Genomic DNA, 6000 nt, shown 5'->3' with positions numbered 1-6000 from the left:
GCCCTGCGTCATCGGTAAGCCTGACCAGCAGCGACTCCATTCGGCGCAGCGAGCGGTCTGCGGCGTTATACGTGTCCGCAGCGGCCGGTTCAACTGCGGCAACGGGACGGCGGCCCGCGTCGAATGCAAGCGAGAGACGAATGACTTCGATGGCGACGATTTTCACGAATGTATTCCCGGTGCGGCGAGTCGGGGCAAACTATGCGGCCGACGGCCGAAAGTGCGATTTGACGGACGACCGCGCTCGTGCGAGATCGTTCATTGGGCGGCGTCGGCCCCTAATTGATCAGTCATCGTATAACTAAAGCCATCTTCTCGCAAGCCATCTCTTGACACATCCATATATTCTCAGGGATCGCGCACGGTCGTAAGATGTGACATCTTATGACCAGTGGCGAGAGGAAAATGGCACCTGATGTTTCGCAAAACTAAGAGCGGCGGCATGGTCTGGCGCATCAGGCGAGACTAAGGCGGAAGCTCTATCGCTATTCGACATTAGGGCGTCCGTCACCACTCCGCTGGACGAAATGAAAGCAACGCTGCTGCATGCGACCGCTTATTCGGGTATTCCGCATCGTCTCAGCGCGTTCAAGGCCGCGCATGAGGTGCTGGTGGCGCAGGGGGTGCTGAAGTAACGACGCGGTTGGAGCCGGGGTTCCGTCATCGGACACCCCGGCATGAGCGAGCGCTCTCGCCCGCCGTCATCACAGCGCGTTCGGCGCCCCCTTCCCGTCAAGCACCGCCGCGACGTTGTCGAGCGCGGTAAACCCCATCTGGTCGCGCGTCTCGATGGTCGCGCTCGCCATGTGCGGCGACAGAAACACATTGTCGAGCGCGGCAAAGCGCGGATCGATGTTGGGTTCGTTCCGGTAAACGTCGAGCCCCGCGGCGAACAGCCGATACGACGTCAACGCATCGTAAAGCGCATCCTCGTCGACGAGACTGCCGCGTGCCGCATTCACGAATACCGCACCGCCGCGCAGCAAGCCGAATTCGCGGCGGGTCATCAACGGCGTGCCGCCGCCGGGCACGTGCAGCGTGAGGATGTCGCACTGCGGGAGCAGCGTGTCGAGATCCGCGCAATAGCGTGCACCGGCCTCGATCTCGGGCGGTGCGGGACGCCGATCGGTATAGACGATCTTCATCCCGAAGCCGCGCGCGCGCTGCGCGACCGCCCGGCCGATCCGCCCGAAACCGACGATTCCGAGCGTCTTGCCGTTCACGCGCGTGCCGAGCATGTCGGTCATGCCGAACGACTTTCCCCACCCCGCGCGCACGATACGCTCGTACTCCGATGCACGCCGGCACGCGGCCAGCACCAGCAGCATCGTGAAATCGGCCGTGCAGTCGGTCAGCGCATCGGGGGCGTTGCTGACCGCGATTCCGCGTGCGCGTGCGGCGGCGACATCCATGTGGTCGTACCCGGCGCTCGCGTTCGCGATGATCTTCACGCTCGGCGGCAATGCCGCGATGTGCTCGGCCTGCAGCCCCGATTTCTTGCCGATCAGCACCGCCGGCGTCTCGTAGCGATTGCAGAACTCGACGACGGACGGCGCGTCCATGTCGGCGTCCGTTACATACGCGTTGAATTCGGATTCTGCGCGTGCGGCGACTGCGGCGGGAACGCGTCGCGCAACCAACAGGCGGGTGCGATTGTTGTCAGGCATGGTCTCGTCCTTGGGTCGGAAAACGGAACACAGCCTACGAAGTGCAGTCGGCGCGGGTCAATATTGATTGGTTCGATCAACATGTCCGCGCGGCATTGAGCGACCGGATGATCGACCGATTCCGATCATGTCCTATGCCATGCGCGATGCCGTGCCGGCGCGCGAACGGCGCAGCCGCGAACTCAGGAAAACCCTGACGCCAGCCCGTCTGGACGGGGCGGTTGATATTGATTGAAAGAATCAAGATTGCTGCGAAGTCGTCGCCGCGCAATGCTTTTTGCATGTTCAACGGACTGAAGATGAGATCGTGAAAATGCAGGCAGAGAAAAAAATCGCGGCAGTGACGGGCGCCGGCACCGGAATCGGGCAGGCAGCGGCGGTTGCGCTGGCGCGAGCAGGCTTCACCGTCGCGCTGCTCGGCAGGCGTATCGATCCGCTGCTCGCGACGCAGGAGATCGTCGAGCGGGCCGGCGGCGTGGCCGCGGCCATTCCGACCGACGTTTCCGACGAGGCATCGGTCGATGCGAGCTTCACGCGGATTGCGCATGACTTCGGTCGCCTCGACGTGCTGTTCAACAACGCGGGCCGCAACGCAGGCGCCGTTCCGCTCGACGATTATTCGCTTGAGTTCTGGAACGACGTGGTCGCCACCAACCTGACGGGCGTGTTCCTGTGCGCCCGCGCCGCGTGGCGCCAGATGAAGCGCCAGACGCCGCAAGGCGGCCGCATCATCAACAACGGTTCGATTTCCGCGCACACGCCGCGCCCGAACACGATCGCGTACACGGCCACGAAGCACGCGGTCCTCGGCATCACGCGTTCGCTCGCGCTCGACGGGCGGCGATTCAACATCGCGTGCGGTCAGATCGACATTGGCAACGCCGCCACGTCGCTGACCGAGCGGATGAACAACGGCGTGCTGCAGGCCGACGGCCGCATCGCGCCCGAGCCGCGCGTCGACGTCACGCACGTCGCGAACGCGATCGTGCAGATGGCGAGCCTGCCGCTCGAAGCGAACATTCTGAACATGACGATCATGGCGAGCGCGATGCCGTTCGTCGGGCGCGGCTGACCGGGCGAGCGCCGGCGTGCAGCACCACCGCACGCCGGCCGTGCAATCAGGAGACAGGAGACGACATTGAAAACCGCAGAAGAGCAGGTTTCGGTCATGCGCGAGTTCGACGCGCACGCAGGCATCGCAACACGATCGCGAGTGCGCTACGGCGTGCTGTCGATGCTGCTGGTGGCCACCATCCTCAACTACGTCGACCGCTCGGCGCTCGGCATCGTCGCGCCCGCGCTGTCGAAGGACCTCGCGCTCACCCGCGTGCAGATGGGGGAGCTGTTCGCTGTGTTCGGCCTCGCGTACTCGATCGCGCTGCTGCCGGCAGGCGTGCTCGCCGATATGCTGGGCTCGCGCGTCGCGTATGCGCTGTCGCTCGTCGGCTGGTCGCTGGCGACGCTCACGCAAGGGCTCGCGCACGGCTATCACATGCTGCTCGGTTCGCGGCTGGCGATGGGCGCGCTCGAAGCGCCCGCGTTTCCGTCGAACGCGCGCGCGGTGACGATGTGGTTCCCGGTCCAGGAGCGCGGCTTCGCGACGAGCGTGTACGTGATGGGTCAGTACATCGGCACGCCGCTCTTCACCGGGCTGCTGCTGTGGATCTCATCCGCGTTCGGCTGGCGTACCGTGTTCTTCGCAACCGGCGCGTTCGGCATTCTGTTCAGCGTCGTCTGGTACCGGCTCTATCGCGATCCGTCGCGCCATCCACGCGTCAGCGCCGCCGAGCTGCAGTACATCACCGAAGGGCAGCCGGTAGTGACGGCGCGCGACCGTTTCGACTGGCGCATGGCGCTGCGCCTGCTGGGCTATCGGCAGATCCTCGCGATCTGTCTCGGCAAATTCTGCAACAACACGCTGCTGGTGTTCTTCACGACCTGGTTCATGACCTACCTGGTCGAGGAACGGCACATGTCGATGATCAAGGTCGGTTTCTTCCAGGCGATGCCGTTCATCGGCGCTACGCTCGGGATCCTGATCGCGGGCTATCTGTCCGATCTCTGCATCCGGCGCGGCGTATCGATGTCGTCGTCGCGCAAGGCGCCGCTCGTGATCGGCACCTTCCTCGGCGCATCGATCGTGCTCGTCAACTTCGTGCAGTCGAACGCGCTGGTGATCGCGATACTGACCGTCGCGTTCTTCGCACAGGGAATCGGCTCGATGTCGTGGGCGGCCGTGTCCGAGATCGCGCCGAAACGCTATGTCGGACTCACCAGCAGCATCACGAGCCTTGCCGCAAACATCGCGGCCGTCACCACGCCGCTGATGATCGGCTACGTGACGCAGCACACCGGAAACTTTTTCTGGGCGCTGAACCTGATGGGTGCGATTTGCCTCGTCGGCACGCTGTCGTACTCGGTGCTGCTCGGCAAGCTGTCGCGTATCGGGCTCTGACCCCGTCCGCCCCTTTACCCGCCATCCCGGCCACTCCTACACGTACCGAGCACGATCATGATCGAATTCAAATGGGATCACCTTCAACTCTGCTCGGCTGATGCCGAGGCCACCGCCGCGTGGTTTGCGCGCTGTCTGAACGCCGAAATCGTGCGGCGCCCCGGCCGCATCGACCTGCGGATCGGGGCGATCGACCTCTTCATCACGGCGCTGCCGGACGCGCGTCCGGGGATCGTGCCGGACGGCGCGCGCATGCAAGGGATCGACCACTTCGGCGTGCTCGTCGAGGATCTGGATGCGGCTTACGCGCATCTCGTCGACAACGGCGCCGAGATCGTCCAGCCCGTCACGCGGATCCGCGCCGGTGTACGTGGCTGTTTCGTGCGCGCGCCCGGCGACATCCTCGTCGAGGTGCTCGAGCGGCGCCCGGCCGAGATGACATTGAACTGAACCCGGTCTATAGTCGGCGCAAGCGGCCGCGCACCGGCCGCATCCTCATCACGACTCCCCATGCAGAACTGGATCACCCTGACGGAAGCGGCGCGGCGGCTCGGCGTGCGGGCGCAGACCGTCTATGCGTACGCGAGCCGCGGCAGCATTGCCGTGATGCAGGATCCCGACGATCCGCGCAAGAGCCTGTATCGCGCCGAGGACGTGGTCGCGCTTTGCCGCAAGAAACAGGTCGGCCGCAAGCGAGCGGCGCTCGCGGCCAGCACGATCTTCGGTGCCGAGCCGTGCATCTACAGCGGCATCACCACGTTCTCGAAGGGCCGCGCATGGTATCGCGGCCGCGACAGCATTGAACTCGCGGATACCGCGACGCTCGAGGAAACGGCTGCGCTGCTCTGGCAGGCCGCCGCGCCGGTGTGGTTCGACGCGCCGGTGATCGTGCTGCCGCCAGGCGAGCGCGACCGGCAATGTGCGTTCACGATGCTCGCGACGCTGGCCGCGTTTGGCCATTCGACGCTCGGCCGGCTCGACAGCGCGCTGCACATCGAGGCCGGGCAGCTCGTCGCGATCGTGTCGCGCGCGTTCGGCGCGCACGACGATGCCGGCGCAAGCCCGCTTCACACCCATCAGCGGCTCGCGGCCGGATGGGGCCTCGACAGCCATGGCGCAGACCTGTTGCGCCGCGCGATGGTGCTGGTCGCCGATCACGAGATCACGAGTTCGGCATTCGCAGCGCGCATCACCGCATCGACCGGCGCGTCGCTGGCAGGCTGCCTGCTGACGGGGCTCGCGACGTTGTCGGGGCCGCTGCACGGCGACGCGTCGGGACGCGTGCGTGCGGTGTTCGACGACGTGCAACGATTGGGTGCCGAGCGCGTCGTCGATCATCACCTGAAGTCCGCGATCCCGATTCCCGGTTTCGGCCATCATCTTTACCCCGACGGCGATCCGCGCGCGGCCGCGCTGCTTGCGCGGCTCGATCCGCCGGCGGAACTCGCGCACTTCGTCGACAAGGTCACGACGCTCACCGGCCAGCGGCCGACCATCGATGTCGCGCTGGCGATGCTGTCGGTGCAGCTTCAGTTGCCGCGCGATGCGGCGTTCGGGCTGTTCTCGATCGCGCGCAGCGTCGGACTGCTCGCACACTGCATCGAGCAGCTGCGCGTCGGCAAGGTGATCCGGCCGCGCAGCCGCTATACGGGGCCGACGCTCGACGATCGGCATCTGCGGCCCGCCGCTGACGACGACGGCAAACAGACGAAAGCCGGCGTGATCAACAAGAACCGCCTGTTCAAGGTGGCGGAGTAACCTGCCGGACAACCGTAAGCCGATTAAAATTATGCCTGACCGTCAATGCACCCATGATCGCCCTCCACCGATATCGTGATCCGATCGGCGCGCGCATCCTAAGCAGAGCCTACTCCAGAC

General features: G+C 65.3%; 5 protein-coding genes and 1 pseudogene. 5 read left to right on the top strand and 1 reads right to left on the bottom strand.

Annotated elements, in window-relative coordinates; translation table 11 throughout:
* Positions 1-518: 518 nt before the first annotated feature.
* Positions 519-635 (top strand): annotated as a pseudogene (locus C4B30_RS36240) (carboxymuconolactone decarboxylase family protein); the annotation flags it as partial.
* Positions 636-704: 69 nt separating this feature from the next.
* Here C4B30_RS36240 and C4B30_RS33215 read toward each other — a convergent pair.
* On the bottom strand, positions 705-1667 hold the full coding sequence (locus tag C4B30_RS33215; protein WP_027786223.1) for a 2-hydroxyacid dehydrogenase: 963 nt from the start codon (positions 1665-1667) through the stop codon (positions 705-707).
* Positions 1668-1980: 313 nt separating this feature from the next.
* Between C4B30_RS33215 and C4B30_RS33210 the strand changes: the two genes are divergently transcribed.
* The 4 genes from C4B30_RS33210 to C4B30_RS33195 all read left to right on the top strand — a co-directional run bounded on the left by C4B30_RS33210 (position 1981) and on the right by C4B30_RS33195 (position 5880).
* Entirely contained in the window at positions 1981-2739 is a 759-nt protein-coding gene (locus C4B30_RS33210; protein ID WP_027786224.1) for an SDR family oxidoreductase, read from the top strand.
* Between the two features lie 96 nt (positions 2740-2835).
* The gene (locus tag C4B30_RS33205; RefSeq protein ID WP_027786225.1) at positions 2836-4122 is read left to right on the top strand and encodes an MFS transporter; all 1287 of its coding nucleotides are present in this window, start codon (positions 2836-2838) and stop codon (positions 4120-4122) included.
* A gap of 57 nt (positions 4123-4179) precedes the next feature.
* Complete coding sequence (locus tag C4B30_RS33200; protein WP_027786226.1) at positions 4180-4572, top strand: VOC family protein; 393 nt, start codon at positions 4180-4182, stop codon at positions 4570-4572.
* Positions 4573-4632: 60 nt separating this feature from the next.
* Positions 4633-5880, top strand: coding sequence for a citrate/2-methylcitrate synthase (locus C4B30_RS33195; RefSeq protein ID WP_027786227.1), 1248 nt, complete (start codon positions 4633-4635; stop codon positions 5878-5880).
* The last annotated feature ends 120 nt before the right edge of the window (positions 5881-6000 follow it).

Origin of the sequence: Burkholderia sp. BE12 (assembly GCF_002959955.1) — a bacterium.
Classification (GTDB): Bacteria; Pseudomonadota; Gammaproteobacteria; order Burkholderiales; family Burkholderiaceae; genus Burkholderia.
This window is presented reverse-complemented; position numbering and strand designations above follow the sequence as displayed.